This window comes from Streptomyces sp. MUM 203J (genome assembly GCF_022414595.1).
In the GTDB taxonomy this organism is placed as follows: domain Bacteria; phylum Actinomycetota; class Actinomycetes; order Streptomycetales; family Streptomycetaceae; genus Streptomyces.
In genome coordinates, this window is sequence record NZ_JADWYO010000006.1 from 41,141 (window position 1) to 66,233 (window position 25,093).

A 25,093-nucleotide genomic window follows, 5' to 3' on the forward strand; every position below is an offset into this window, starting at 1 on the left:
CCGCCCGGGTGTCACCCGGCCTTCTCGGTCCGGGACCGGTACGCGAAGCGGTCGGCGGCCCGTCGGCCACGGCGTTCGAGCGGCAGGACACCGGTGGCGCCGGCGAGCCCGAACGGAGGCATGTCGAAGTAGATCGACTCGTACGCCCCCTGGGCGGCGACATACGTCTCGTGCCACAGCCCCACATGCCGCCCGGACTTCGTGCTGTCGCCGCGCAGTCTGCGGTTGAAGGCGGCCCAGGCCTTGTGGTGCTTCAGTGCCGGGTCCGTGGCGTAGGCGTAGAGCTTCTCCTTGGACTCCCAGTACTGGACCACGTAGTACGTGCGCGGGGACGCGGTCAGCAGGACATGCCAGAGGAGCCCCCGGGAGGGGTCCTTGCTCAGCTCGCGCAGCATGCGCGGCATGCCGAGCATGACGGGCAGCCAGGCGTGCGGCGCCCAGAAGTGGTTGATGCGCATCCCGATCAGCAGGACCACGGCGTCGCCTTCGGCGGCGGCCGTGGTGTGGCCCGGGACAGGTCGGCGGCGGAGCACGTGCGGCCTCCGATCGTGGTGACGGACAGCGGAAACGCGCGGTACGTCGCTATTGGATAGCGGAACTCTCCAATGGCGGGATGCTTGGATAGTGGCACTCTCCGACAGAAGGTGCAAGGGATGCGGCTGGCCGAACTGAGCGGGCGGAGCGGTGTGTCGACCGCGACGATCAAGTACTACCTGCGGGAGGGCCTGCTGCCGCCCGGCCGCCGGGTCTCGGCGACGACCGCGGAGTACGAGGAGGAGCACCTGCGGCGGCTGCGCCTGGTGCGCGCGCTGATCCAGGTCGGCGGCCTGCCGGTGGCGAAGGTGCGCGAGGTGCTGGGCCATGCCGACGACGAGTCGCTGGGCGGCGCCGTCCGGCTGGGCGCCGCGATGTGGGCCCTGCCACAGGGGCCCGAGCCGGAGGAGGGCGCGCAGGGGGTGACGGAGGCGCGGGTCCAGGTGGACCGGCTGCTGGCGGCTCTCGGCTGGGCGTCCGCCCGGGAGATGGGCGAACTGTCGCCGGTGTACCGCTCGCTGGTTGCGCTGCTGGCCGCACTCGACCGGCTCGGCTATCCGTGCGACGCGGACATGCTGGAGCCGTACGCCCGGCTGATGCATCAGGTGGCGGTCCGGGACCACGACGGGCTGGAGCGGTGTCCGACGGAGACGGAGAGGGTGGAGACCGCGGTCGTGGGGGCGGTCCTCTTCGAGCCGGTGCTGACCGCCCTGCACCGCCTCGCGCAGGAGGAGGAGACGTACCGCCGCCACGGCCTCTGAGGTGCCGCGCGCGGCACGTGGGGGCGGCCGAGGCGGCGGAAGGGGCCGCCCGGGGGTCTCCCGGGCGGCCCCTTCCGTGGACCGTGGGCTGTCAGGCCGCGGTGCTGCCCTGTTCGGGCTGCCGGCGGTGACGGCCGTGCGGCCGGTTCGACGTGTCCTCGGACGACGCCGGGCCTCCGCGGTGTTTTCCGGAGCCGCCGGCGTCCCCCTGCGGACGAGTCGCCTGGGTCGTGTCGGTGCTGGCTTCAGACATGTGGTGAAGTCACCCCGTCGTGATCGCTGTTGATGTGCGGCCCGTGAGTCTAACCGGGGGCCGTGCGGCCGGTGAGGGGCGCCTGCTGCAAGGGCACCGGCCTGCACGCGGTGGGCGCCGCGGGCCTGTCGGAACGGTTCCCACCTGCGACTTCCTCCGGTTCGAGAGGCGGAGGGGAAGCCGGTACGTCCGGTACGAGAGCCTCCGCGACGCCCTCGACGAGGGCCAGCCCGCACGGCACCGAGGCCGTCGCGTACGGCAGTCGCAGCACCCCCTCCGGGGTCCACGTCCCCGTACCGGCCAGCCACCCCTCGGGCGCCGGGAGCTGTACCAGCCGACGGGCCGCCGGACGCCACACACCGATCCAGCTGCCCGCCGCCGTGTCCATCCGCAGCGCCACCGCGCACCCCTCCGGCGTCAGCATCTGACCGGGCTGCACCGCGAACGGCGTCATCAGCGCGTCCCCCGCCCGCAGGCTCTCCGGGAACCGCACCGGACGCATGCTGCCCAGCACACCCCACCCCAGCCGCTCCTGACCCGGCGACGGGGCATCGGACCGGATCAGCAGCAGTCCGCTGTCGGGGTCGGCCAGCACCAGCCGGTCATGGCTTTCGTCGGTGATCTGGAGCAGCGGCGTGACCTCCCCGCCCCGCTCCAGATCGACCGCCACGGCCTTGACGGGCCCTCCGCCGTCCGGCTCCCGGTCCAGCGCCAGCAGCCGCCCCGACCGGTCCAGCCACACCCCGCCCGTGCACCGCCCCCGCACCTCCGCGACATGCTCGGGCCCGAACGCGCCACCCGCCACCTGCCACACGGCGGTCGACCGTTCACCTGCCGCCAGCGCGAAGGCGCCGAGCCCGTCCGGCGACGGCGGCAGCAGCCGTACATGCTCCGCCTCGATCGCCCCCAGCGGCAGCTCACCCGTGCCGGGCCCGGTCGGGTAGAGCAGCGAGAACGCGAACCGCCCCGCCACCCGCCGCCCGATCAGCACGCGCCCGTCGATGAGCGGCAGCACCTGCGTGTCCCGCTCCTCCGGCTGTTCCAGGGGCAGCGGCACCGCGTAGGGCTCCGGTCCGTCCAGCGTCCAGCGCTCCGGGAACAGGGCCTCGCCCTCCCCGGCCAGCCGGGCGGCGTAGGAGCCGTCCGCGGCGATCGTCAACTCCGGTCGGCCGGCCGCGCCGTCGTCTTCCTGCGCGGCGGCCTCGATGGCACAGGCGGTCATCGCTCGTCACCTCCGGCCACTGAAGCTAGTTTTCGCACTTCCACCCGAACAACGCGAGCCCACCCGCTTCACACGTAAGGGTGGCGGTGTTCGGGTTCGGCTGTGAGGGAAGGGGCGTGTGTGCTGGGGTGGACAGCGGTGAGTGAGGCAAGGCACGCCTCGGTGGAACTCGACCGTCCGGGTGCTGCCCGCTTCCGTGCCCTGCCAGAGGCCCGCCCGTGTCCGTGCGGCCACCTTCCCGGTGCCGCGGTGGCGTCGCCGCCCCCGCCGTCCGTGCTGCCTCTCCCCGCCCGCGGCGCGTGCGCGGAGGAAAGGGGCCGTCGACGCCCGCCTGCGCCGCCTCGGGCGGCGAGCAGTCCACGGCCCGGGGCCGGTGCGGACTCCGGTCAGGCCCGCGAGAAGACCGCGACCAAGGGCACGGACGCCGAGCCGGGGCGGTTCGGGCCGTGGCCGTCCCGCGCGGCAGCGTGACAGCCCGCGCCCGGCGCCGTGACGGCGCCTCGCTGCGGGCAGCCGTTCCGACGGGGCGACGGGTGCCCCGCCCGAACGAGGCCGACAACCTGGGCGCGGGTCAGGGCGCCCGGGCACCGTGGCCTGACCCACGGCCCCGTGCGCGCCGCGCACCTCCTCGCGGACCCCGCCCGCGCCCCGTGGACGCGGCCCTGCCCGGGGGCGCGGGGCCGGGCGCAGGGTGTGCGCCCGCCAGAACAGCGCGGCGTTCCCCCCAGGTAGCCTTGTCGCGTGCCACGTCTGTCTGAAGTCCTTGCCGAGCTCGACGCCCTCTGGCCCCCCGAGCGGGCCGAACAGTGGGACGCCGTGGGCACCGTCTGCGGCGAGCCCGACGCCGAAGTGACCCGCGTCCTGTTCGCCGTGGACCCGGTCCAGGAGATCGCGGAGGAGGCGGTCAGGCTCGGCGCCGAGCTGATCGTCACCCACCACCCCCTCTACCTGCGCGGCACGACCACGGTCTCGGCGGCCACGTTCAAGGGCCGCGTCGTGCACACCCTCATCAAGCACGACATCGCGCTCCACGTCGCGCACACCAACGCCGACACCGCCGACCCCGGAGTCTCCGACGCCCTCGCGGGCGCACTGGACCTGCGCGTGACGGGCCCGCTCGTGCCGGAGAACGGCCTCGGCCGCGTCTGCGAGCTGGACCACCCGGTGACCCTCCGCGAGTTCGCCGCCCGGGCGGCGAGCCGGCTCCCCGCGACCGCACAGGGCATCCGCGTCGCCGGCGACCTGGACGCGACCGTGCACCGCGTCGCCGTCAGCGGCGGCTCCGGCGACAGCCTCTTCGACGCGGTCCGCGCGGCGGGTGTCGACGCGTTCCTCACCGCCGACCTGCGCCACCACCCGGCCTCCGAGGCCACCCAGCACTCCCCGCTCGGCCTCGTCGACGCCGCCCACTGGGCCACCGAGTGGCCCTGGTGCGAACTCGCCGCCGCGCAGCTCGACGCGATCTCCGACCGCAACGGCTGGAACCTGCGGGTGCACGTCTCCACGACGGTCACCGACCCGTGGGCCGCCCACCACACGTCACCTTCAACCACCTCTGGAGCCCCCAACTGAACGCCGCGCCCGCCGACCAGATCCGCCTCCTCGACGTCCAGGCCCTGGACACCCGTCTGTCCCAGCTGGCCCACAAGCGCCGCACGCTGCCGGAGCACGCCGAGATCGAGTCGCTGACCAAGGACCTCACCCAGCTCCGCGACCTGCTGGTCGCCGCGCAGACGGAGGAGAGCGACTGCGCCCGCGAGCAGACCAAGGCCGAGCAGGACGTCGACCAGGTCCGTCAGCGCGCCGCCCGCGACCAGCAGCGGCTGGACTCGGGCGCGATCACCTCCCCGAAGGACCTGGAGAGCCTCCAGAAGGAGATCGTGTCGCTTTCCAAGCGCCAGGCGGACCTTGAGGACGTCGTCCTGGAGGTCATGGAGCGCCGGGAGTCCGCGCAGGAGCGGGTGAACGAGCTGACCGAGCGCGTCGCCTCCGTGCAGGCGAAGGCCGACGACGCGACGGGCCGCCGCGACAAGGCGCAGGAGGAGCTGGACGGCGAGGCGGCCTCGGTCGCCAAGGAGCGCGCGCTCGTGGCGGATTCGGTCCCGGCGGACCTGATGAAGCTGTACGAGAAGATCCGCGAGCAGCAGGGTGGGGTGGGTGCGGCCCGCCTGTACCAGCGCCGCTGCGAGGGCTGCCACATCGAGCTCAACATCACGGAGCTGAACGAGGTCCGCGCGGCCGCGGCCGACACCGTCGTCCGGTGTGAGAACTGCCGCCGCATCCTGGTCCGCACCCCGGACTCTGGCCTCTGATGGACGGGCTCGCGCCGCGTGAGCTGATCGTCGAGGCCGACGGCGGCTCCCGGGGCAACCCGGGCCCCGCCGGTTACGGCGCGGTGGTCCTGGACCCGGTCTCGGGGGAGGCCCTGGTGGAGACGGCCGAGTACATCGGCGTCGCCACCAACAACGTGGCCGAGTACAAGGGCCTCCTCGCCGGCCTGCGCGCTGCCCGCGAACTGGCGCCGGAGGCGACGGTCCGGGTCCGCATGGACTCCAAGCTGGTCGTCGAGCAGATGTCCGGCCGCTGGAAGATCAAGCACCCGGACATGAAGCCGCTGGCGGCGGAGGCGGCGCGGGTCTTCCCGGCGGACCGGGTCTCGTACGAGTGGATCCCCCGCGCCCGGAACAAGCACGCCGACCGCCTCGCGAACGAGGCCATGGACGCGGGCCGCCGGGGCGCCCAGTGGACCCCGTCCACCTCCCGCGCGGCCCTGGACGCGGCGGCGGCCCGGGTGGTCGGCGACGCCACGGCAGGCGCGGCGAAGGCCCGTGCGGCCCTGGCCACGGCCGCAGGCGCGGCCGGGTCCGCCGCTGCCGCCGCCACGGGTACTCCCGCCGCCGTGCGCGACGGGGGTTCCCCCTGGCCGGTCGAGGCCGAGAACGCGGGAGAGGGCGGGCACGGCGGCACCCCCGAGGGGGCCGAACCCGGCCCGCCCCTCAGCCGCGACGAGCCCCGGCGGCGGCCCACCGTCGGATGGGCCGCCGCCCCCGACCTCGGCGAACCCGCCACCTTCGTCCTGCTCCGCCACGGCGAGACCCTCCTCACCCCGCAGAAGCGGTTCTCCGGCAGCGGCGGCACGGACCCGGAGCTGTCCGAGGCCGGCCGCCACCAGGCCGAGGCCGCCGCCGAGATGCTCGCCGCGCGCGGCACCGTCCAGGACATCGTCGCCTCGCCCCTCCTCCGCTGCCGCCAGACCGCCCAGACCGTCGCCGCCCGCCTCGGCCTGGACGTACGGATCGAGGAGGGTCTGCGCGAGGCCGATTTCGGCGCCTGGGAGGGCCTGACCTTCGCCGAGGCCCGCGAACGCCACCCCGAGGAACTGGACGCCTGGCTGGCGTCCCCGAAGGCCGCACCCCCCGGCGGCGAGTCGTTCGCGGCCGTGTCCCGCCGGGTCGCCGCCGCCCGCGACCGCCTGACGGAGCGCTACGCGGGCCGCACGGTCCTGCTGGTCACCCATGTCACGCCGATCAAGACCCTGGTGCGGCTGGCCCTCGGTGCCCCGCCGGAGGCACTGTTCCGCATGGAGCTGTCGGCCGCGTCGATCTCGGTCATCGCGTACTACCGGGACGGCAACACCTCCGTACGGCTCCTGAACGACACGTCCCACCTGCGAGCGGGGGAGCGGCGCACATGACGACAGCCGGCTGGGAACTCTCCTACGACGTCACGGCGTTCCAGCGGCAGGCCGCCGCCTACCTGGAGAGCCACCCGGCCCGCTGCACCGCCCTGCTCACCACCGCCGAGAACCTGCGCGTCCACGGCCCGCGGTCGTACGGGGGCGGGGACCCGCGCTTCGGATGGTGGCGGGCGACGGATGGCGGCCCGGTCGAGGCCGCGTTCGTGTACACGCCGCCGTCCCCGCCGCTGCTCGGCCCCATGCCGGACCGCGCCGCGCGGGAACTCGCGGTCGCGCTGCGGCTCACTGGCGCGGACCTGACGGGCGTCAAGGGTGTCGACGGCTCGGCCCAGGCGTTCGCGGAGACCTGGACGGACGACGCGCCCCGCACCTGGGCCGTGGCCTTCCGCCTCCGGCTCCTGAGACTGGCCGAGCTCGCCCCGCCCCGGCCCGCGCCGCCCGGCACCGGGCGCCGCGCCACGCCCGGGGACGTGCCGATGGCGGCCGCATGGATGCGCGCCTTCATCGCCGACACGGGCCAGGAGACCGGCCCGGACACGGACTTCACGGCCCACGTAACCCGCCGCATCGCGAACGGGGGCCTGTACCTGTGGGAGGCGGACGGTCGTCCCGTGTCGATGGCGGCACACTCACTCGTGGTGGCCGGCCAGTCCCGTGTCGGCCCCGTCTACACCCCGCGTGAGTGCCGCGGGCGCGGCTACGGCGCCGCCGCCACCGCCGCGGCCACCAGGTCGGCCCTCACCGCGGGCGCCCGGCAGGTACTGCTGTTCGCGGACGCGGCGAACCCCACGAGCAACGCCCTGTACGAACGCCTCGGCTACCGCCTGCTGGGCCACCACGTGGACATCGACTTCGCCTGAGGCACACCGTCCGGCAGTCAGTGCACCTGTTCCACCAGCACGTCCAGCGACCAGGGCTTCCCGCCCCGGGCGGGCGCCTCGGCCTCGACGACGTACCCCAGCCCGCGCAGCACCTCGACCAGCTCGCCGGGCTCGGACGGCGCGGCCCCGGCCTCCAGCAGACTCCGCACGATCCGCCCCTTGGTGGCCTTGTTGAAGTGGCTGACCACCTTCCGCGTCGGCGCGTGCAGCACGCGGACGGTCGCCGTCCGCCCGGCCACCTCGCCCTTCGGCCGCCACGCCGCCGCGTACGCCGACGAGCGCAGGTCCAGCACCAGACCGTCCCCGGCGGCCTCCGGCATGGCCGCCGCCATGGGCCCGCGCCAGTACGCGCCGAGCGCCCCCAGCCCGGGCAGCCTCACGCCCATGGAACAGCGGTACGACGGGATCCGGTCGTCGACCCGCACCGCGCCCCACAGCCCCGAGAACACCAGCAGCGACTCCCGGGCGCGCTTCCGGGCCGCCGCGTCGAGCGTGGCGAGGCCCAGCGCGTCGTACAGCACCCCGGTGTAGATCTCCCCGGCGGGCCGCGCCCCGGCGCCGAGCAGCCTGGCGTTCTTGGCGACCTCCCCGCGCAGCCCCTCGCTCAGGCCCAGCACCTCGCGTGCCTTCTCCTCGTCGCCCGCGCACAGCTCGACCAGCTCGGCCAGCACGGCCGCCCGCGCCTCCGCGAGCCCCGGCAGCGACAGTCCCTCCGGTGCGAGCGGCGCACCCCGCCCGGAGGCGGCCTTGCCTTCCGAGGGCGGCAACAGGACAAGCACGGTGTGTCTCCTTCGTACGTACGCGGGCGGGGGTGCGGCCCCCACGGCGCCCCGAGCCTCCCGGCAGGGGCGCCGCCCGCCAGCGTACAAACCCCGCACGACGACCACGCACCACACGGAGGGCAGCCCGACATGCCGTACCCCCACCCCGGGCCTACGCTCGCGTTATGCCCCGTCGCCACCTCCATGTGACCGGCGCCGCCGAGGCACCCCTGGGGGTCGCCCTGCGCGGCCTGCGCGCCGAGCTCGACGTGCCGCGCGGTTTCCCCGAGACCGTCCTGGCCGAGGCGGAGGCAGCCGCGAAGGCCCCGCGGCTGCCCGCGCGGGACGCCACGGACCTGCCGCTGTTCACCGTCGACCCGCCCGGCTCCCGGGACCTCGACCAGGCCATGCACCTGGCCCGCCGCGCGGACGGCGGTTACCGGGTGCACTACGCGATCGCGGATGTCGCCGCGTTCGTCACGCCCGGCGGCGCGGTCGACGCGGAGGCGCACCGCAGGGTCACGACCCTGTACTTCCCCGACGGCCGCGTCCCGCTGCACCCGCCGGTCCTGTCCGAGGGCGCGGCCAGCCTGCTGCCGTCGCAGAGCGTGCCCGCGCTGCTGTGGCGCATCGACCTGGACGCGTACGGGCGCCGGGTCGCGACCGAGGTGCACCGCGCACTGGTCCGCTCGCGCGCCCGCCTCGACTACGCGACGGTGCAGCAGCAGACCGACACGGGTACGGCCGAGGAACCGGTGGCGCTGCTCCGCGACATCGGCAGGCTGCGGGAGGGGCTGGAGGCCGAGCGTGGCGGCATCTCCCTGCGCGTGCCCGAGCAGGAGATCACCGAGCGCGACGGCGGCTACCACCTGGCATTCCGCCCACCCCGCCCCGCGGACGCCTGGAACGCACAGATCAGCCTGCTCACCGGCATGGCCGCGGCGGACCTCATGACGGCCGCGGGCACCGGCATCCTCCGCACCCTCCCCACGGCCCCGTCCGGCGCCGTGGCCCGGCTGCGGCGCTCCGCGCAGGCACTGGGCGTCGACTGGCCGCATCACGTCTCGTACGCGGCCCTGCTGCGCTCCCTGGACCCGGACGAGCCCCGGAACGCCGCGTTCCTCCAGGACTGCACGGCCCTGCTGCGCGGCGCCGGCTACACGGTCTTCACGGACGGCAACCTGCCCGTCCCCGCCCTGCACGCCGCCGTCGCCGACGAGTACACCCACTGCACGGCCCCGCTGCGCCGCCTCGTCGACCGCTACGCGGGCGAACTGTGCGTCGCGGCCGCCGCGGGCGCCGAACCGCCCGAGTGGGTGCGGACCGCGCTCCCCGGCCTGCCCCGCCGGATGGCCGAGGGCACCCGCCGCGCCAACCGCGTGGAGCGTGAATGCCTCGACCTCGTGGAGGCGGCCCTCCTGATGGACCGGGTGGGCGAGGTCTTCGCGGGCGTCGTCGTGGACGTCCGCGACGACGACCCGACGACCGGCACGGTCCACCTATCGGACCCGGCGGTCATCGCCCGCGTCGACAGCCGGTCCGCCTCCGAACCCCTGCCCCTGGCCGAACGCCTGGAGGTCCGCCTCACCGCGGCCTTCCCGGGCCGCGAGAAGGCCCGCTTCGTCCCGGCGTGACCGCGGCCCGCCGGGTTCGGGGGCAGGGGGAGAGCGGGCGGGAGATGGGAAAGGCTCCGTTCTCACGGACGGTGGGTGCGGCGATGTCCCAGTCCGAGCAGCGACCAAGGAAGGAGCGGGACATGGCTGCCACGGCACATTCTTCGCTCGCGCAGGCGGACGACGTCCTGCTGAGGGCTTCCTGGCACTGGACACGCCGGAGGGCTTCCGAGCGGAGCTCGTCGAGGCGGAGATCGTCGTGACACCACCGCCGGACGGGACCATGCGGACGACGTCAGCCAGATCCTCAGGAAGGTTCTGAAGCGTTCGCGGACTGAGGCGGATTTCTGCGGCCGCCAGAGTCCCAAGATCCCGAGTGCGGGAGGTCGCACCCCGAACCGTGTGATCCCCGACGGCACCTTCGCACCGCTGGAGGGCAGGCCCCCTTCGGCTTCGACCTGGAGACCGCCGACCTCCTCTCAGGCCCGGTGTCCCCGCGCGGCCGGGTACCATGGTCCGCACGGCAGACGAGCCGGGCGGACGGCCGCGTGGAGCCCCCAGGGGCTTCCCGAGGAACGTCCGGGCTCCACAGGGCAGGGTGGTGGCTAACGGCCACCCGGGGTGACCCGCGGGACAGTGCCACAGAAAGCAGACCGCCGGGGGCCTCGGCCCTCGGTAAGGGTGAAACGGTGGTGTAAGAGACCACCAGCGCCTGAGGTGACTCAGGCGGCTCGGTAAACCCCACCCGGAGCAAGGTCAAGAGGGACCGTCGCAAGACGGTCCTGCGCGGACGTTCGAGGGCTGCCCGCCCGAGTCCGCGGGTAGACCGCACGAGACCGGCGGCAACGCCGGTCCTAGATGGATGGCCGTCGCCGTGGGTGCCCGCGAGGACCCCACGGAACAGAACCCGGCGTACAGCCCGACTCGTCTGCCGCCCCTTCGGGGGCAGGCCCCTGATCAGGTGTTTTGCCTGGTCAGGGGTCGCTTTCATACCTCCGCAGCCGAGTGACCGTTGCTCACTCTTTGTAACTGTTTCCGGGTGTTTCTCGGTGCTGTGTGGCGATCCTGTGGCGGTGACGACGCCCCGATGAGCCGATCGTGAGCGGGCTGCATGAAGGGCCCCACCTCGTCTGGCGCACTCTCTGCTCGGTCAGGCCGGTGCTGCTGTGGCGGCATGACGGAGGCGGTCATGAGAACTCCTTGGGCTGAAGGATGTGGTGCGGGAACCGCCTGCGTTGGGGGCGCGGGCACAAGGATCGCCCGGCGAGGAGGCGGGCCGACGAGGCTCTGTCGTACGGGATGACCGTGATCCACCCGGCTTGCGGGCACATCCGGGAGTACCGCGCCTCGACGCCCGAACCGCGCCGCCCGGAGGCGCCGAGTCCACTTCGGCCCGGACAACGCGTACGGAAACGGCCGCCGAGAGGATGACCGGCTGATCTACGAGGACAGCATCGCGCCCGTCCACCGGGCCGGACAGACCGTCCTGTGGAACGGCACCCACCGCATCGATGAACACCTCACCCTGGAGTCCGCGCCGGGCCACACGCCCGGCTCATCCGTACTGCGGCTCGCATCCGGGAGCGACCGGGCGGTCTTTGTCGGCGATCTTCTGCACAGCCCGGTGCAGATCCTCGCGCCCTCCTGCAACAGCTGCTTCTGTCTGGATGCGGCACAAGCAGTGGCCAGCCGCCACCGGATGCTCGAACGAGCCGCCCTCGAAAAGGAGTTGGTCCTCCCTGCACACTTCGGCGGAGCGGGGGCGTGGAAGTCAGGCAAGAGGGCGGCGGGTTCACCCTCGGACGGTGGGCGGCCTACGGTACGGAGTAGGTCGCGTCAGTCATGGCAGTCATGGACCGCGACCATGGCGCACCGGATCTCCGATGTGCCCGTTCGGTGCGCATCCTGAGCCGGCATCGCGCGTGGAGACGTGGGCCCTGCATCCGCCCGTGGGCCGGCCAGGAGCGTGTCCCGGTAATCGGCGACCGGTTGAGGGTCCGTGGTCGGGGTGGCCGATCCGACCTGCCGAGAACGTAACGTCGGATTGCCGCCAGCACCCTTCGCCCGGTTCGCGGACAGTTGGTGACGGCTCGTGCACCGCACGGCGAGCCTCTTCAGCTCACCTCCTGCGAAAGGCGAACGAATGCACGTGGTCCCCGGTCTCAAGGTGCTGTACTTCGGGACTCCGGTGGTGCTGATCAGCTCACGCAACGAGGACGGCACCGCGAACCTCGCGCCGATGTCCTCGGCCTGGTGGCTGGGCCAGTCCTGCATGCTCGGCCTCGGCAACAGCAGCCAGACGGCGGCGAACCTGTTGCGCGAACGCGAATGCGTGCTCAACCTGCCCTCATCGGCGATGGTCGACACCGTCGACCGGATCGCGCTGACCACCGGGAAGCCGGCCGTGCCGGACCACAAGGTGAAGCAGGGCTACCGGTACGAGCCGGACAAGTTCTCGGCCGCGCAGCTGTCCGAGCAGGCATCGGAGCTGGTCCGGGCGCCGCGGGTCGCGGAATGTCCGGTCCAGCTGGAGTGCAGGGTCGTCTCGGCACACCCCTTCGGCAGTCCCACTCCTGCTGCCACCGCCTTCCAGGTCGAGGTCCTTCGTGCCCACGTCGAGGAGGACCTGGTGATCCCGGGGACGCGCTATGTCGACCCGCTCGGATGGGACCCGCTCATCATGAAGTTCTGCGAGTTCTTCGGCGGCGGAGGCAACATCCATCCGTCGAGGCTCGCCGAAGGCTGGAACATGCCGCATGACCTCCAGCCGGCGGTCGGCTGAGCCGGCACTGTGCGCCGGCAACCCGCGCGTGGTTCGGGAACATTCAATCCGCCGACGCCTCGCTGCGGACGCCGACTCCCGGGCCGCGTGCGACGCGCTCACGGCCGGTTTCCTCGCCACGAAGGGCCCGGTCACCGAGGAGCGCAAACGGGTCTGCCTCGACTACGTGTGCGCCGAGATCCCGCTGTTCCTGGACACCCCCGCCATCCTCGGCGTCCCGTCCTCGCTGAACGGCTACCACCAGTTGCTCCCGATGGCCGAGCTGCTCTACTCCCGCGGCGCGGGCCTGCGCGCCTCCCGCAACCAGGGGCACGCCGTCGTCACGCCCCGCGCCGCCGAAGGAGACACCCAGCGATGAGCACCACCACCCCTGAACGCACCCTGCTCGACTTCCCCTTCGACGCGCGCGGCGACCGGCTCCCGCCCCAGGTGGAGGACCTGCGGCGGGAACGGCCCGTCACCCGCGTACGGACCATCGCCGGGGACGAGGCCTGGCTGGTGTCCTCGTACGAGCTGGCCAGACTCGTCCTGGAGGACGACAGGTTCTCGCTGAAGGACACCTCCGTGCCCGGCGTACCCCGCCAGTACGCCCTCACCATCCCGCCCGAAGTCGTCAACGACATGGGCAACATCACCGGCGCCGGGCTGCGCAAGGCCGTGCTCAAGGCCCTCAATCCGATGGCGCCCGGCCTGGTGGACTGGATGCGCGGGCACGCCGCACGGCTCGTGGACCGGCTCGTCGAGCCCGGCCCCACCGCCGACCTGCGGGCCGAGTTCACGAACCCGTACTCCGAGGGCATGCACTGCCGCATCCTCGGCATCCCTCAGCGGGACGCCCCCTTCCTCGCGCGGAGCCTGGACATCGCGTTCATGAACTCCGCGTGCCCCATCGACGGCGCCCGGGTCAACTGGGACCGCGACATCGCCCATATGACCCGGCGGCTCGACGACCCGGCCACCACCGGGCTCATGGCCGAACTAGCCGCGCTGCGCGACGATCCCGACTACGCCCACCTCACCGACGAGATGCACGCCACGGTCGGGGTCACCCTGTTCGGCGCCGGCGTCGTCTCCACAGCCGGGTTCCCTGACCATGGCGGTCTTCTCGCTCTTCCAGCGGCCCGAGGTGTGGGCCGGGCTGCGCGAGCCCCGGAGCGGATCCCCGGGGCCGTGGAGGCGCTGCTGCGGGTCGACCTGTCCATCGGCGACGGGCTGCCCCGGCTGGCGCTGGAGGACGTGACCCTGGGGGACACCCTGGTCAGGAAGGGCGAGCTGGTGCTCGTCCTCGTGGAGGGGGCCAACACCGACCCGGCGGCCTTCCCCGAACCCGACCGGTTCGTCGTCGGGCGGCCCAACGCCGCGGCCCACCTGTCGTTCGGCGGCGGCCGGCACTACTGCCCGGCGACCGCCCTCGGCCGCAGGCACGCCGAGATCGCCCTGCGGGTCCTCGTGGAGCGGCTCCCCGGGCTGCGGCTCGCGGTCCCCGCCGACCAGCTCGTCTGGCGCACCCGCTACATGAAGCGGCTCCCGGAGCAGCTGCCCGTGCTCTGGTAGCCCGCGGGCGGCCGGGCCGCCGAGCGACGGTCCCTGCGCGGGCCGGGTGTCCCCTCGGGCGCCCGGCCCGCCGCGGGTGCGATGTCCCGGTCGTGTCGTCCATGGGGGTGAGCCTCGCCCGTGGCAGCCGCGCGGACGCCCCGGGCGCGGTGTATCCGGTGGGGTGGAACGTCTGATTCCGTCGCTGCGGTGAACGCCACCGCCGTCATCACCGGAGGTCCCGTGCCCATTCCCGTCGACAAGCTCAGCGACCCCGCCGTACGCGCCTTCGTCGCCGCCCTCAACTCCCATGACCGCGCGGCGTTCCACGCGGCCCTCGCGCCCGACGCCACCATGGCGGACGACGGGTCCGACCGCGACCTCGCCCAGTGGACCGAGAACGAGATCTTCGCCTCCCGGGGCCACATGGACGTGGAGACCGAGAAGGGCGGCGGCCGGGACCTCGTCGCGCGCTACCGCAACGACATGTGGGGCGAGATGCGGACGCAGTGGCACTTCGTCGTGGAGGACGGCAAGGTCACGCGCTTCGAGACGGGCCAGGCCTAGGGAACCCTGCGGTACCGGGTCCTCAGGGGCCTGCCCTCACCGGGCGCTCATATCCGCCTGCCCGTACCTGTCACCCGCACCCGCCGGTCGCCCGCCCGCAGCTCCACCGTCAGTTCGCCCGGGCGGCCCATGTCCACGCCCTGGTGGAGAGTGAGGACCGCTTCGTCCCCGACCAGGCCCAGTTCACGGGCGTACGCCCCGAAGGCGGCGGCTGCGGCACCCGTCGCCGGGTCCTCCACGACCCCGCCGACAGGGAAGGGGTCGCGGACGTGGAAGACGGTCTCCGACTCCCGCCACACCAGCTGGACGGTCGTCAGGTCCAACCGGAGCATCAGGGCCCTGAGCCGCTCGAAGTCGTACGACAGGTCCGCCAGTCGCTCGCGGGTGGCCGCCGCCAGCACCAGATGGCGGGCGCCCGCGAAGGCGACCCGGGGCGGCAGCGCCGCGTCCAGCTCCCCGGCCGTCCAGCCCAGTGCGGTCAGCGCCTCCGCCACATCCCCGGCGGCGGCCTCCGTCACCCGGGGCTCCACGCTGGTCAGCGTCGCCCGCACCGTCCCGTCCCGCTCGGACACGGTGACCGGGACCGTCCCGACCGACGTCGCGAACAGCAGGTCGCCCGCGCCCATCCGCTCGCCCAGCGCGATCGCCGTCGCGACCGTGGCGTGCCCGCAGAACGGCACCTCGGCCTCGGGGCTGAAGTACCGGATCGTGAACGCCCGGCCGGGCTCGCCGTCCAGGGTCTCCGGGGGCGGGGTCAGGAACGCCGTCTCGCTGTAGCCGAGCCGGGCCGCGATCGCCAGCATGCCGGCCTCGTCCAGGCCCGAGGCGTCCGGCACGACCCCGGCGGGGTTCCCGCCTCCGGGGTCGGCGGAGAACGCGGTGTAGTGCAGGACCTCAGGACCGGACGTACCAGACGTACCAGACGTACCGGACGTACCGGATGTGCTGGAAGCGCCGGGAGCGCTCGCAGTGCCGGACGGGCTCTCGCTGATCGTCATGCCCGTCCCAACGGCATGGCGCCCGCAGGTTGTTCCCGTCACCCTCCCCATGTACCCGAACGAGTGTGCGGAGAGGTTCCGGTCTGGTCCTCAGCCCCGCCCGATGTACGGCATCGCCGTCGCCATCACCGTCGCGAACTGCACGTTCGCCTCCAGCGGCAGCGAGGCCATGTGGGCCACCGTGCGTGCCACGTCCGCCGCGTCCATCACCGGCTCGGGCGCCAGCGTGCCGTTCGCCTGGAGGGTGCCGGCCTGCATGCGCGCGGTCATCTCCGTCGCCGCGTTGCCGATGTCGATCTGGCCGCAGGCGATCCGGTGCGGGCGCCCCTCCAGCGACAGGGACTTCGTCAGACCCGTCACCGCGTGCTTGGTCGCCGTGTACGCCACCGAGTGCGGGCGCGGCACATGCGCCGAGACCGAGCCGTTGTTGATGATCCGGCCGCCCTGCGGCTCCTGCGCCTTCATCTGCCGGAACGCTGCCTGGGCGCACAGGAACGCCCCCGTCAGGTTCACGTCGACGACCTGCCGCCAGGTGTCGTACGCGACGTTCTCCAGCGGGGTGCCGCCGCCCGCGAAGGATCCGGCGTTGTTGAAGAGCAGGTCCACGCGCGCGTACCGGTCCCGCACCGCCGTGAACAGCGCCGCCACCTCGTCCGGCGCCGTCACGTCCGTGGGCACGCAGAGGGCCTCGCCGCCCGCGAGCGCGGCCGTCTCCTCCAGTGGCTCCGCCCGGCGCCCCGCCAGGGCCAGCGACCAGCCCGCCTCCGCCAGCGCCAGTGCCACGCTCCGGCCGATGCCCGAGCCGGCTCCGGTCACCACCGCGATCCTTGCAGCGTCCATGGAGCCGCAGCGTACGGGAGCGTCCGTCAGTCGGACAGGATATGTCCACTATGTGAACGTCACCCTCCGGGCTATCGCGTGCATCCGCCGCCCGTCCTGGCCATTGAGCTTTCAACAAACGGGGCGAGCTGAGAGCATGGCCGGGCCCACCCCAGGACAGGAGACGAACCCCCATGCCGGAGACCGGCCCGAGCACGCAGGACCCGAGCACGCGGAACCCCGTACCGGCCGACCGGCCCGCAGGCCCACCCCGCCTGCCCGCCGCGCGCCGCGTCGGGCTCCTCGTGACCCTCGTCCTCGGTGGCCTCACCGCCCTGCCGCCGCTCTCCATGGACATGTACCTCCCGGCCCTGCCCGAGGTCACCCGGTCCCTGCACGCGCCTGCCGCCACCGTCCAGCTCACCCTCACCGCCTGCCTCGCGGGCATGGCCGCGGGCCAGCTCGTCGTCGGGCCGATGAGCGACAAGTGGGGCCGCCGCCGCCCGCTCCTGATCGGCATGATCGTGTACGTGGCGGCCACCGCCGTGTGCGCGCTCGCCTCCAGCGCGGGGCTGCTCATCGGCTTCCGGCTGCTCCAGGGGCTCGCGGGCGCGGCGGGCATCGTGATCGCCAGGGCCGTCGTCCGCGACCTCTACGACGGCGTCGAGATGGCCCGGTTCTTCTCCACCCTCATGCTGATATCCGGCGTCGCACCCGTCGTCGCTCCGCTCATCGGGGGCCAGGTGCTCCGGGTCACCGACTGGCGCGGCGTCTTCCACGTCCTGACCGTCGTCGGTGCCGTGCTCACCTTCGTGGTCTGGAAGTGGCTGGCCGAGACCCTGCCGCCGGAGCGGCGGCACGCCGGCGGGGTGGGCGCGGCCCTGCGCACCATGCGCGGGCTGCTCGCCGACCGCGTCTTCCTCGGCTACACCCTGGCGGGCGGGCTCGCCTTCGCGGCGCTCTTCGCGTACATCTCCGCCTCGCCGTTCGTCGTCCAGGAGATCTACGGTGCCTCCCCGCAGACCTTCAGCCTGCTGTTCGGGCTCAACTCGGTCGGGCTGGTGATCGCCGGACAGATCAACGGCAAGCTGCTCGTCGGCCGGGTCAGCCTCGACAAGGTGCTGACGGCCGGCCTGGCCGTGATCACGGTCTCGGCCCTGGCGCTGCTGCTGATGACCTGCGGCGTCTTCGGCCCGGTCGGGCTCGTCCCGATCGCCGCCGGGCTCTTCGTCCTCATGTCCGCGATGGGCCTGACCCTGCCCAACACCAACGCCCTCGCCCTGATGCGGACCCCGCATGCCGCCGGGTCCGCCTCGGCGCTGCTCGGCACGGCGTCGTTCATGGTCGGAGCGGTCGCCTCCCCGCTCGTCGGGATCGCGGGGGAGACGACAGCCGTGCCGATGGCCGTCGTACAGCTGAGCTGCGCGGTCGCGGCGCTCGGCTGCTTCCTGGGGCTGGGCCGCCCGTGGCGGGGCGAACCCGCGTCCGCGCCTACGATGGATCGGTGAACGCCACCCTCGCCACCCCGGACGCCCTGCGCGCGGCCCTCGCCGGGCTGCTCGACGGGCTGCCCCCGACGAAGGCCGCGCAGGCGGTCGACCGGCTGATCGCCAGCTACCGGGGTGCCACCCCGACCGACGCGCCCATCCTGCGGGACCGCGCGGACGTCGCCGCGTACGCGGCCTACCGGATGCCCGCGACGTTCGAGGCGGTACGGGCCGCGCTGGCCGCGCTGCGGGAGGCGGCGCCGGGGTGGGCGCCGGGCACCCACACGGACGTGGGCGGCGGGACCGGCGCGGCCACCTGGGCCGTGGCGGACGCCTGGGAGGACGCCCCGCCCCGTGCCGCCGTCCTCGACTGGGCCGAACCGGCCCTGGCGCTCGGCCGCGAACTGGCCGCCGGGCACCCGGCCCTGCGCGGGGCCGACTGGCGGCGGGCGCGCATCGGCTCGTCACTCGGCCTCGACGCGACGGACCTCGTCACCATCTCGTACGTGCTCAAGGAGCTGGCTCCCGAGGACCGCGGGGCCCTCGTGTCGGAGGCGGCGCGGGCCGGGCAGGCAGTGGTCGTCGTCGAGCCGGGCACGCCCGACGGATACGAGCGGATCATCGCGGCACGCGACCGGCTCGTGGCGGCGGGGCTGCGGGTGGCCGCGCCCTGCCCGCACAGCGAGAGCTGCCCCATCGTGCCGGGCGCCGACTGGTGCCACTTCTCGGCGCGGGTGGCGCGGTCCTCACTGCACCGGCAGGTGAAGGGCGGGTCGCTCGCGTACGAGGACGAGAAGTTCGCGTACGTGGTGGCGACGAGGTTCCCGGTGGACCCGGCCCCCGCCCGGATCACCCGCAAGCCCCAACTCCGCAAGGGACAGGTCCTCCTGGACCTGTGCGTCCAGCCGCCGGGCCTGCGCCGCGACACGGTCACGAAGCGGCACGGCGCGCGCTACAAGGAGGCCCGCGACGCAGGCTGGGGCGCGCCCTGGCAGTGACGCGCGCCGCGCACGGGGTGGGCCGGTGCGGCAGGTCGCGGGGCCGCGGGGCCGGTTCCGCCGAGCCCGCCTTCCTCCGCGGTCCCGACTCCGCCGGGGCAGCGGCACCGCCGCCGTTCCGAGGGCGGGCGGGCGCACCCGCTCCGGCCTCCACCGGTGGTGCGCCGACCGAGGCGGGGAGGGCCGCGGACGGCGCCGCCCCGCGGTGGAGGGCCCCCGGCCCGTCCACCGGACATCAGGCGGGGCGCCGCCGCGGCGATGCCGCTCATGGACCGGAGGCCGGTCCGTGAACGCCCTGCTCCTCATGCGCCGGAGGGGCCGGAACGCGGCCCGCCCGGAGCATGAGGACGAGCGCCGTTCCGGGGGTGCCCGCTCCGGGGGAGCGGAACGGGGGACCGGGAGCGGAGCCACCGGTCCCGGGAAGGAGCGGAGACTAGAGGCGGAGCTCCTGCGTGCAGCACTTGACGCTGCCGCCGCCCTTCAGCAGCTCGCCCAGGTCCATGCCGACGGGCTCGAAGCCCCGGTCGCGCAGGGGCCGGAACAGCCCCACCGCGGCCTGCGGCAGCAGGACATGGCGGCCGTCGCTCACCGCGTTCAGGCCCAGCGCCGCCGCGTCCGGCTCCTCCGCGAGCAGCGCGCCGGGAAACAGCCGGGCCAGCACCGCCCTGCTCCCGGCCGAGAACGCGCCCGGGTAGTACATGACCTCGTCCGCCGCCTCGTCCAGCACGCACAGCGCCGTGTCGAGGTGGTAGTACCGCGGGTCCACCAGGTCCAGGCCGATCACCGGACGCCCGAAGACCTCCTGCGCCTCGTCCCCCGCGAGGGACGTGGAGCGGAAGCCCCGCCCGGCCAGGATGTACGACGCGGTGACCGCGAAGTCACCCTCGCCCTCGTTGACGTGCTCGGGCTCATGGACGTCCGGGAAGCCGTTCTCCCGGAACCAGGCGCGGTGCGCCTCCGCCTCGGCGGTGCGCTCCGGGTGCAGGAACCTGGCGCCCAGCACCCGGCCCCCGACCACGGTCGCGCCGTTCGCGGCGAACACCATGTCCGGCAGGTCCGGACGGGGTTCCAGCAGGTCCACGGTGTGGCCGAGCGCCCGGTAGCGGTCGCGCAGGTCCTCCCACTGCGCGAGCGCCAGCGGCAGGTCGACCGGCTTCGCCGGATCCATCCAGGGGTTGATGGAGTAGGTCACCCTGAAGTGCGTGGGCGGACACATCAGGTAGCGGCGCGGTGTTGCGTCACGAGGCAAAGAAGGCTCCTCACAGACGGCCGGTGCACGCGGGTCGCGTGCGACGCGGGTAGTGCGTCGCTGTCATGGTGCGCCCGAGACGGGCCTTCGCGCATCACACCGTACGGGTGGCATCACTTTCCACCCCGGGGGCGGCGCGTGGGCCTCCTCACGGTGAACACTCCCCGAACAGGGGGCATATCCCGACATTCCTCAGCAACTCGGCCACCCTGGAGACCGGTCCGAATCGGGCACCGTACCCCTCTTCGGCGGTCCGGTCACCCGCGGCGCGGGAAGGTGCGACCATGGCAGGGACCACAGGGGAACCGCACCAGGTGTGAGGGGATAGATGGGCGACGGCATCGGCCGCTACCGCGGCGGCACGGAGAGCAGACTCGCGCACTGGCTGCGCCGGCGCCCGAAGAAACCGTCCGTCACCGCCGACCCGGGCCGTGAGGAGATCCTCCTGGCCACCGCCGCGGCCGGACTGCCGCTCGCGCCCGCCGCCTACCCCTCCGGATACCGCTGCTCCTGCGAGCGCATCGGCTGTCCCACACCGGCCCGCCATCCCGTGTCCTTCGCCTGGCAGACGCAGTGCAGCACGGACCGCGCGCAGATCGAACGCTGGGCGCGCGCGCAGCCCCAGGCCAACTTCATCACCGCGACCGGCATGGTCCACGACGTCCTGGACGTTCCCGTGGAGGCCGGTCGCTCCGCGTTGGAGCGGCTGCTTGAGCAGGGGATCGAGGTCGGGCCGGTCGCCGAGGCGGGTGACACGCTGGGCGAGGGCCGGATGCTGTTCTTCACCGCCACCCGGGGCACCCCGGAGGACGAGGACGAGTGGTGGCCCTGCGAGCTGGACTGCCACCCCGAGACCATGGACGAGCACCCGGGGATGCGCTGGCACTGCCGGGGCAGCTATGTCCTCGTACCGCCCGCGCGGCTGCCCGGGGAGCACGAGGTGGCGTGGCTGCGGGGCCCGGAGCACCCGCTGCCGGACCCCCTGACCCTGCTGGAGACACTGACCGACGCCTGCGCCCGGCACGCCGACGAGCACGGCGACCGCCACGCGGCGGCCTGGCCCCTCAGCCGCTGAAAGCCGGACTGACGGAACGGGCTGTCCGACCGGACTGGCGGAAGGGCCCCGGCCGGCTCAGGAGCCCGTCAGCGCCGTCACGCCCTGGAAGCGGTTCACCACCGCCATCCGGCCCGCGTCGCCCGCCTTGCCGTCCGTGCCGTCCTCGGCCGGGCCCGCCACAGCCGCCGCGCTCAGCACCCACTCCTTCGTCACCGTGTTGCGCACCTCGCCCGTCAGCAGCGGCTTCTCGTTGTCGCTCACCTTGGGCCGGTACCCCTGCGCGGCCGTGCGCCGCTCGTGGTAGCGCGTCGCGAAGAAGACCAGTGCCCCGCCGTCCTCGGTGACCAGCCCCAGGGGCCGGAACGTTCCGGTGTCCAGGGGCTGGTCCACGTACTGGATGGCCAGCCCGGGCCGGTTGGCGATCTTCGCGCGCTCCTCGCGCAGTGCCGTGGTGTGCGGGCCGGGCAGGAACGTCCCGGGCTTCCCGGTCTTCAGGAACGACGCGTAGGCCTCGCTGATGCCCTCGATCCTGCTCTCCGTGACCGGTTCCGCGAATCCGTCCGCGCCCGTACGGAACGCGGGCACGTCCTTCTCCCCGAGGATCGTCAGGTGGGACGCCTCCCACAGCTGGTCGGAGCCGTTCCGGATGAAGACCAGCAGCCAGCGGTTGTCGCCCGCGCCGCCGTCGTCGGCGTCCCGGTTGGAGTCGGTGTCCGCGACGAACCAGCGAGGCCAGCCGGCCTTCTTCGGGATCAGGAACCGCGCGTCCGTCAGCTCCAGCGGCCTGTACTTCGGATTGCCCTGCGGGTGGGTCACCGAACGCGCCTTCAGTCCCGCCTGTCGTATCGCGCCCAGCGACCCGGTCACCCGGTGCGCGTCGAGCGCCGGATCGTACGCCTTGTCGGCCGCGTTGTACGCCTCGACGAACTCCGCCAGCGTCCGCTCGGCCTCGTCCTGCCCGACCGCCGGTACGACCTCCAGCTCACCGTGGACGGTCACGCATCCGCTCGCCGTTCCCGCCAGCAACGCCACCGCCGCGAGGACGCCCAGCGCCCGGCCCAGCCTTGTCATCGGTTGCCTTCTGCTCGACCCCTACTGACTGACCGACCGAACCCTACCCGGGCCCGGAAACGGCCCGTTCGGTCGGGCCGTGCTTGAATGCCCGACGTGATGAGCGCGCCTGACGTCCTGTCCGCCCCTTTCGTCGTCGACGTCCTGTCCGTCTTCTGCGACGGCGAGGGGCGGAACGGCAACCGGCTCGGAGTCGTACGGGAGGGGCGCCTCTGCCCGGACCCGGCCGACCGGCAGCGGCTCGCCCGGCGACTCGGCCACAGCGAGACGGTGTTCGTCGACGATCCGGAGCGCGGCGTCCTCGACATCTACACGCCCAGCGTGCGCCTCCCGTTCGCCGGACACCCCGTCGTGGGCGCCGCCTGGCTGCTCGACCTGGAGGTGCTGGACCTGGAGGTCGGGGAGGTGTGGGCCCGCGCCGACGGGGAGTTCACCTGGATCGAGGCCCGAGCCGAGTGGGCTCCGCAGCGCACGCTGCGCCAGTACGGCTCCGCCGCCGACGTCGACGCGCTCGACGTGCCGCCGCCGGGGGAGTGGATCTACGCGTGGGCGTGGGAGGAAGAGGCGGCCGGCCGTGTGCGGGCCCGCGCGTTCCCCGGGCGCGGGGACGGCATCGAAGAGGACGAGGCGACGGGCGGTGCGGCGCTGCTGCTGACCGCGCGGCTGGGCAGGGCGCTGAACATCACGCAGGGCCGGGGGTCGCAGATCATGACGGCCCCCGGCCCGGACGGCGTGATCGAACTGGGCGGCAGGGTGCGCCGCCTGGGAGCCTGAGGGGGGTCAGGCGCTCAGCGGGAACTCTTCGCCCAGCTCCTGGAACACGGCCGTGTTCAAGGCGAAGGCCCGCTTGCACTCGTCGACGATCCGCTGCTTCTCCAGGTCGTCGGCGTCCACTGCGTCGAGCAGTTCGCGGTAGTCGCGCTTGAAAGCGGCGGGGTTGGTGATCCCCGTGAACACGTAGAACCGCACGCCGTCGCCCTTGCGCGCGAAGCCCCAGGTGCGCTCGGCCTTGTCGCGGATGATCTGGCCGCCGGACAGGTCGCCCAGGTAGCGGGTGTAGTGGTGCGCGACATATCCGGCGGGCCAGATGCGGGCGCACTCCTCGACGCGGGCGGCGTACGCGGCGGTGGCGGGGAGCGGGACCGCGGCGGCCTGCCAGCCCGGACCGCGCAGATGGGTCAGGTCACGCTCCAGCTCGGCCGTGCGGAGCAGCTCCGGGCGTATGAAGGGCCCGGCGACCGGGTCGCCCTCCAGCCGCCCGGCGGACTCGCCCTCCAGGGCCCGGTACACGAACCAGAGCTGCTCGGTGTACCGGGCGTAGGCGTCCACGCCCAGTCGGCCGCCGAGCAGGTCGCTCATGAAGGTCGACGTCTCCGCCTCCGTGTGCGCCTCGTGGGACGCGGTGCGGATGAGTGTCGAGAACGGGGTGACGGTGGCGCGTGCGGTCAAGGCGGGCCTCCGGTGGGCCGAGGGGGACCGAGGGGTACGGCGAAGCGCGATGCTGAGCCGATCCTGCTGCTTAGGCTTACCTAAGTCAATGCGTTTCCGACGGACTGTCGGTAAAGACGGTACCCCTCGGACGCGTCAGGGCAACGTGAGGATCTCGGCCCCGGTGTCCGTCACCACGAGCGTGTGCTCGAACTGCGCAGTCCGCTTCCGGTCCTTCGTGACGACTGTCCAGCCGTCCTCCCACATGTCGTACTCGTGGGTGCCCAGCGTCAGCATCGGCTCGATCGTGAAGGTCATGCCGGGCTGCATGACGGTGGTGTGGTGGGGCGAGTCGTAGTGCGGGACGATCAGCCCGGAGTGGAACGACGAGTTGATCCCGTGCCCCGTGAAGTCCCGCACGACCCCGTAGCCGAAGCGCTTGGCGTACGACTCGATGACGCGCCCGACGATGTTGATCTGACGGCCGGGCTTGACGGCCTTGATGGCCCGGTTCAGCGCCTCCCGGGTCCGCTCGACCAGCAGCCGCGACTCCTCGTCCACGTCCCCGCACAGGTACGTGGCGTTGTTGTCGCCGTGGACGCCGTCGATGTACGCGGTGACGTCCAGGTTCACGATGTCGCCGTCGCGCAGGACGGTCGAGTCCGGGATGCCGTGGCAGATGACCTCGTTGACCGACGCGCACAGCGACTTGGGGAAGCCCCGGTAGCCGAGCGTGGACGGGTACGCCCCGTGGTCGCACATGTACTCGTGGGCGATCCGGTCCAGCTCGTCGGTCGTGACGCCCGGGGAGATGTGCCTGGCGGCCTCCTCCATCGCCTGCGCGGCGATGCGGCCGGCACGCCGCATACGCTCGATCGTGTCGGAGTCCTGCACCTCCGGGCCGTCGTACGGCTTCGGGGCGGGCCTCCCGACGTACTCGGGGCGGCGGATGGAGCCGGGGACGGAACGGGCGGGGGAGAGGACCCCGGGAACGAGCAGCGACTGCGACTGGCCAGACATGTCAGCGAGTCTAACCAGCCGGTGCGGGGCACCATGGCGACAGAGGAAGGAGCCGGACATGGCCCTGTTCAGAAGACGCGCGGCGGGGAAGCCGGGCGAGTGGTACTACTGCCTGGAGCACGAGAAGGTCGAGGAAGGCCCGGAATGCCCGGCCAAGAACCGCCTCGGCCCGTACGGGACGGCCGGGGAGGCGTCCCACGCCCTGGAACTCGCGCGTGAGCGCACCGTCCAGTGGGAGTCCGACCCCCACTGGACCGACACCCCCGGCGGCGAGCCCCCGGAGCCCGGACCTCCCGCCCGGTAGCCCGGGCGCACCCCGCTCGGGGGCGCCTGCCTCTTCCGCGCTGGACCGTCCGACGGGC

At 73.4% G+C, this 25,093-nt stretch carries 24 protein-coding genes, 1 other RNA gene and 1 pseudogene; 17 read left to right on the forward strand and 9 right to left on the reverse strand.

The window, feature by feature from the left end:
- Positions 1-11: 11 nt before the first annotated feature.
- Positions 12-533 (reverse strand): DUF4188 domain-containing protein, encoded by a 522-nt coding sequence (locus tag I3F58_RS05660; RefSeq protein ID WP_240107095.1) that lies wholly within the window; start codon positions 531-533, stop codon positions 12-14.
- A 120-nt stretch (positions 534-653) separates the two neighbouring features.
- On the opposite strand from I3F58_RS05660, the gene I3F58_RS05665 reads away from it, so the two are divergent.
- Entirely contained in the window at positions 654-1,295 is a 642-nt protein-coding gene (locus I3F58_RS05665; protein ID WP_240107096.1) for a MerR family transcriptional regulator, read from the forward strand.
- Positions 1,296-1,597: 302 nt separating this feature from the next.
- Here I3F58_RS05665 and I3F58_RS05670 read toward each other — a convergent pair whose 3' ends face one another.
- Complete coding sequence (locus I3F58_RS05670) at positions 1,598-2,770, reverse strand: hypothetical protein (RefSeq protein ID WP_240107097.1); 1,173 nt, start codon at positions 2,768-2,770, stop codon at positions 1,598-1,600.
- Positions 2,771-3,511: 741 nt separating this feature from the next.
- Between I3F58_RS05670 and I3F58_RS05675 the strand changes: the two genes are divergently transcribed.
- Genes I3F58_RS05675 through I3F58_RS05690 form a run of 4 tightly spaced genes read left to right on the forward strand, consistent with a single transcriptional unit; the run spans position 3,512 to position 7,327 of the window.
- Positions 3,512-4,342 carry a Nif3-like dinuclear metal center hexameric protein gene (locus I3F58_RS05675; RefSeq protein WP_240107099.1) on the forward strand — a complete coding sequence of 277 codons (831 nt, stop codon included), beginning with the start codon at positions 3,512-3,514 and terminating at the stop codon, positions 4,340-4,342.
- Positions 4,339-5,082, forward strand: coding sequence for a zinc ribbon domain-containing protein (locus I3F58_RS05680; protein WP_240107209.1), 744 nt, complete (start codon positions 4,339-4,341; stop codon positions 5,080-5,082). The genes I3F58_RS05675 and I3F58_RS05680 overlap by 4 nt, the downstream gene beginning before the upstream one ends.
- Positions 5,082-6,464, forward strand: coding sequence for a bifunctional RNase H/acid phosphatase (locus I3F58_RS05685; RefSeq protein WP_240107100.1), 1,383 nt, complete (start codon positions 5,082-5,084; stop codon positions 6,462-6,464). Before I3F58_RS05680 ends, I3F58_RS05685 begins: the two co-directional genes overlap by 1 nt.
- On the forward strand, positions 6,461-7,327 hold the full coding sequence (locus I3F58_RS05690) for a GNAT family N-acetyltransferase (protein WP_240107102.1): 867 nt from the start codon (positions 6,461-6,463) through the stop codon (positions 7,325-7,327). The genes I3F58_RS05685 and I3F58_RS05690 overlap by 4 nt, the downstream gene beginning before the upstream one ends.
- Positions 7,328-7,344: 17 nt before the next feature.
- On the opposite strand, the gene yaaA is transcribed toward I3F58_RS05690, so the two are convergent.
- Positions 7,345-8,127 carry a peroxide stress protein YaaA gene (gene yaaA, locus I3F58_RS05695; protein WP_240107104.1) on the reverse strand — a complete coding sequence of 261 codons (783 nt, stop codon included), beginning with the start codon at positions 8,125-8,127 and terminating at the stop codon, positions 7,345-7,347.
- A gap of 167 nt (positions 8,128-8,294) precedes the next feature.
- Here yaaA and I3F58_RS05700 point away from each other — a divergent pair, with 167 nt between their 5' ends.
- The 7 genes and pseudogenes from I3F58_RS05700 to I3F58_RS05730 all read left to right on the forward strand — a co-directional run bounded on the left by I3F58_RS05700 (position 8,295) and on the right by I3F58_RS05730 (position 14,604).
- Positions 8,295-9,743, forward strand: coding sequence for an RNB domain-containing ribonuclease (locus I3F58_RS05700; RefSeq protein WP_240107106.1), 1,449 nt, complete (start codon positions 8,295-8,297; stop codon positions 9,741-9,743).
- 507 nt (positions 9,744-10,250) lie between these two features.
- An RNA gene (gene rnpB / locus I3F58_RS05705) (RNase P RNA component class A) lies at positions 10,251-10,653 on the forward strand.
- 453 nt (positions 10,654-11,106) lie between these two features.
- Positions 11,107-11,552 (forward strand): annotated as a pseudogene (locus I3F58_RS05710) (MBL fold metallo-hydrolase); the annotation flags it as partial.
- A gap of 313 nt (positions 11,553-11,865) precedes the next feature.
- Positions 11,866-12,504, forward strand: coding sequence for a flavin reductase family protein (locus tag I3F58_RS05715; protein ID WP_240107107.1), 639 nt, complete (start codon positions 11,866-11,868; stop codon positions 12,502-12,504).
- Complete coding sequence (locus tag I3F58_RS05720) at positions 12,479-12,862, forward strand: tRNA-dependent cyclodipeptide synthase (RefSeq protein ID WP_240107109.1); 384 nt, start codon at positions 12,479-12,481, stop codon at positions 12,860-12,862. Before I3F58_RS05715 ends, I3F58_RS05720 begins: the two co-directional genes overlap by 26 nt.
- Positions 12,859-14,058, forward strand: coding sequence for a cytochrome P450 (locus tag I3F58_RS05725; protein WP_275678179.1), 1,200 nt, complete (start codon positions 12,859-12,861; stop codon positions 14,056-14,058). The genes I3F58_RS05720 and I3F58_RS05725 overlap by 4 nt, the downstream gene beginning before the upstream one ends.
- Positions 14,059-14,280: 222 nt before the next feature.
- Complete coding sequence (locus tag I3F58_RS05730; RefSeq protein WP_240107210.1) at positions 14,281-14,604, forward strand: nuclear transport factor 2 family protein; 324 nt, start codon at positions 14,281-14,283, stop codon at positions 14,602-14,604.
- Positions 14,605-14,651: 47 nt separating this feature from the next.
- Here the strand turns inward: I3F58_RS05730 and I3F58_RS05735 are convergent, their stop codons facing one another.
- Together I3F58_RS05735 and I3F58_RS05740 are read right to left on the reverse strand one after the other, a co-directional pair.
- Positions 14,652-15,602, reverse strand: a complete 951-nt coding sequence (locus I3F58_RS05735) for a PhzF family phenazine biosynthesis protein (RefSeq protein WP_240107110.1) — start codon at positions 15,600-15,602, stop codon at positions 14,652-14,654.
- Positions 15,603-15,692: 90 nt separating this feature from the next.
- Positions 15,693-16,442 carry an SDR family oxidoreductase gene (locus I3F58_RS05740; protein WP_240107112.1) on the reverse strand — a complete coding sequence of 250 codons (750 nt, stop codon included), beginning with the start codon at positions 16,440-16,442 and terminating at the stop codon, positions 15,693-15,695.
- A gap of 173 nt (positions 16,443-16,615) precedes the next feature.
- On the opposite strand from I3F58_RS05740, the gene I3F58_RS05745 reads away from it, so the two are divergent.
- Positions 16,616-17,929 carry a Bcr/CflA family multidrug efflux MFS transporter gene (locus I3F58_RS05745; RefSeq protein ID WP_240107114.1) on the forward strand — a complete coding sequence of 438 codons (1,314 nt, stop codon included), beginning with the start codon at positions 16,616-16,618 and terminating at the stop codon, positions 17,927-17,929.
- Positions 17,926-18,906, forward strand: coding sequence for a small ribosomal subunit Rsm22 family protein (locus I3F58_RS05750; protein WP_240107116.1), 981 nt, complete (start codon positions 17,926-17,928; stop codon positions 18,904-18,906). The genes I3F58_RS05745 and I3F58_RS05750 overlap by 4 nt, the downstream gene beginning before the upstream one ends.
- A gap of 433 nt (positions 18,907-19,339) precedes the next feature.
- On the opposite strand, the gene ddaH is transcribed toward I3F58_RS05750, so the two are convergent.
- The gene (gene ddaH / locus I3F58_RS05755; RefSeq protein ID WP_240107117.1) at positions 19,340-20,155 is read right to left on the reverse strand and encodes a dimethylargininase; all 816 of its coding nucleotides are present in this window, start codon (positions 20,153-20,155) and stop codon (positions 19,340-19,342) included.
- A 328-nt stretch (positions 20,156-20,483) separates the two neighbouring features.
- Between ddaH and I3F58_RS05760 the strand changes: the two genes are divergently transcribed.
- Complete coding sequence (locus I3F58_RS05760) at positions 20,484-21,230, forward strand: bifunctional DNA primase/polymerase (RefSeq protein WP_240107119.1); 747 nt, start codon at positions 20,484-20,486, stop codon at positions 21,228-21,230.
- A gap of 57 nt (positions 21,231-21,287) precedes the next feature.
- Here the strand turns inward: I3F58_RS05760 and I3F58_RS05765 are convergent, their stop codons facing one another.
- Complete coding sequence (locus I3F58_RS05765) at positions 21,288-22,283, reverse strand: hypothetical protein (protein ID WP_240107121.1); 996 nt, start codon at positions 22,281-22,283, stop codon at positions 21,288-21,290.
- A 99-nt stretch (positions 22,284-22,382) separates the two neighbouring features.
- On the opposite strand from I3F58_RS05765, the gene I3F58_RS05770 reads away from it, so the two are divergent.
- The gene (locus I3F58_RS05770) at positions 22,383-23,057 is read left to right on the forward strand and encodes a PhzF family phenazine biosynthesis protein (RefSeq protein ID WP_240107123.1); all 675 of its coding nucleotides are present in this window, start codon (positions 22,383-22,385) and stop codon (positions 23,055-23,057) included.
- 6 nt (positions 23,058-23,063) lie between these two features.
- On the opposite strand, the gene I3F58_RS05775 is transcribed toward I3F58_RS05770, so the two are convergent.
- Positions 23,064-23,732 (reverse strand): heme oxygenase (biliverdin-producing), encoded by a 669-nt coding sequence (locus I3F58_RS05775; protein ID WP_240107124.1) that lies wholly within the window; start codon positions 23,730-23,732, stop codon positions 23,064-23,066.
- 135 nt (positions 23,733-23,867) lie between these two features.
- A complete protein-coding gene (map, locus tag I3F58_RS05780) occupies positions 23,868-24,731 on the reverse strand; it encodes a type I methionyl aminopeptidase (RefSeq protein ID WP_240107125.1) in 864 nt (287 codons plus the stop codon).
- A gap of 58 nt (positions 24,732-24,789) precedes the next feature.
- Here map and I3F58_RS05785 point away from each other — a divergent pair, with 58 nt between their 5' ends.
- Entirely contained in the window at positions 24,790-25,035 is a 246-nt protein-coding gene (locus I3F58_RS05785; RefSeq protein ID WP_240107126.1) for a hypothetical protein, read from the forward strand.
- The last annotated feature ends 58 nt before the right edge of the window (positions 25,036-25,093 follow it).